We start from the raw sequence: 608 nt of genomic DNA, 5'->3' as shown, positions 1-608 counted from the left end.
GAAAAGATGCAGACGAGGTTATTAATAAACTTAAAGATTACTCATTTTTGATAAGAAAAATACTATAAAAGAAAGTATTTATGAAATTTTTACCAAAATTACTTTTTAGAAAAGATGAGTCTTTTGAGTATGCAGAAAAAATAGAAAACTTGATAAAACAAACAAACTAAACGCAGTCAAAGAAACTTTTGGAACTGATATTCCAAAAATAAGCTCAACAAAATCTTTATCGGGCCATCCTTTAGGGGCAGCCTCTGTTCATGAAGCAATATACTGTTTAATAATGATGAAAAATAATTTCATCACAGGATCTGCTAACATTAAAGACATAGATGAAGAAGCTAAAAAGTTCCCGATTGTTGCAAAAACTGAAACTGGAGTAACTTTAAATACAGTAATGTCAAATAGCTTTGGTTTTGGTGGAACCAATGCAGCTTTAATTTTTGAAAAGGTTTAATTATGAGTTTGATGAAAGGTAAAAAAGGATTAATCATGGGTGTTGCCAATGAAAGATCTATTGCTTGGGGCATTTCTCAGAAACTTGCAGAAGCAGGAGCTGAATTAGCATTCACATATTTAGGGGATGCTCTAAAAAAGAGAGTAGTACC

General features: G+C 31.4%; 1 protein-coding gene and 1 pseudogene. Both read left to right on the top strand.

The features are described from left to right. Positions 1-163 precede the first annotated feature (163 nt). Positions 164-457 (top strand): annotated as a pseudogene (locus AMN95_RS05795) (beta-ketoacyl-ACP synthase I); the annotation flags it as partial. A gap of 2 nt (positions 458-459) precedes the next feature. Continuing rightward, a partial coding sequence (locus tag AMN95_RS02195) for an SDR family oxidoreductase (protein WP_143323758.1) occupies positions 460-608 on the top strand: 149 nt, incomplete at its 3' end.

Source organism: Candidatus Pelagibacter communis (assembly GCF_001180185.1).
In the GTDB taxonomy this organism is placed as follows: Bacteria; Pseudomonadota; Alphaproteobacteria; order Pelagibacterales; family Pelagibacteraceae; genus Pelagibacter; species Pelagibacter ubique_F.
Note: the sequence above shows the minus strand (reverse complement) of the source record. Positions and strands in the feature narration are given on the sequence as shown.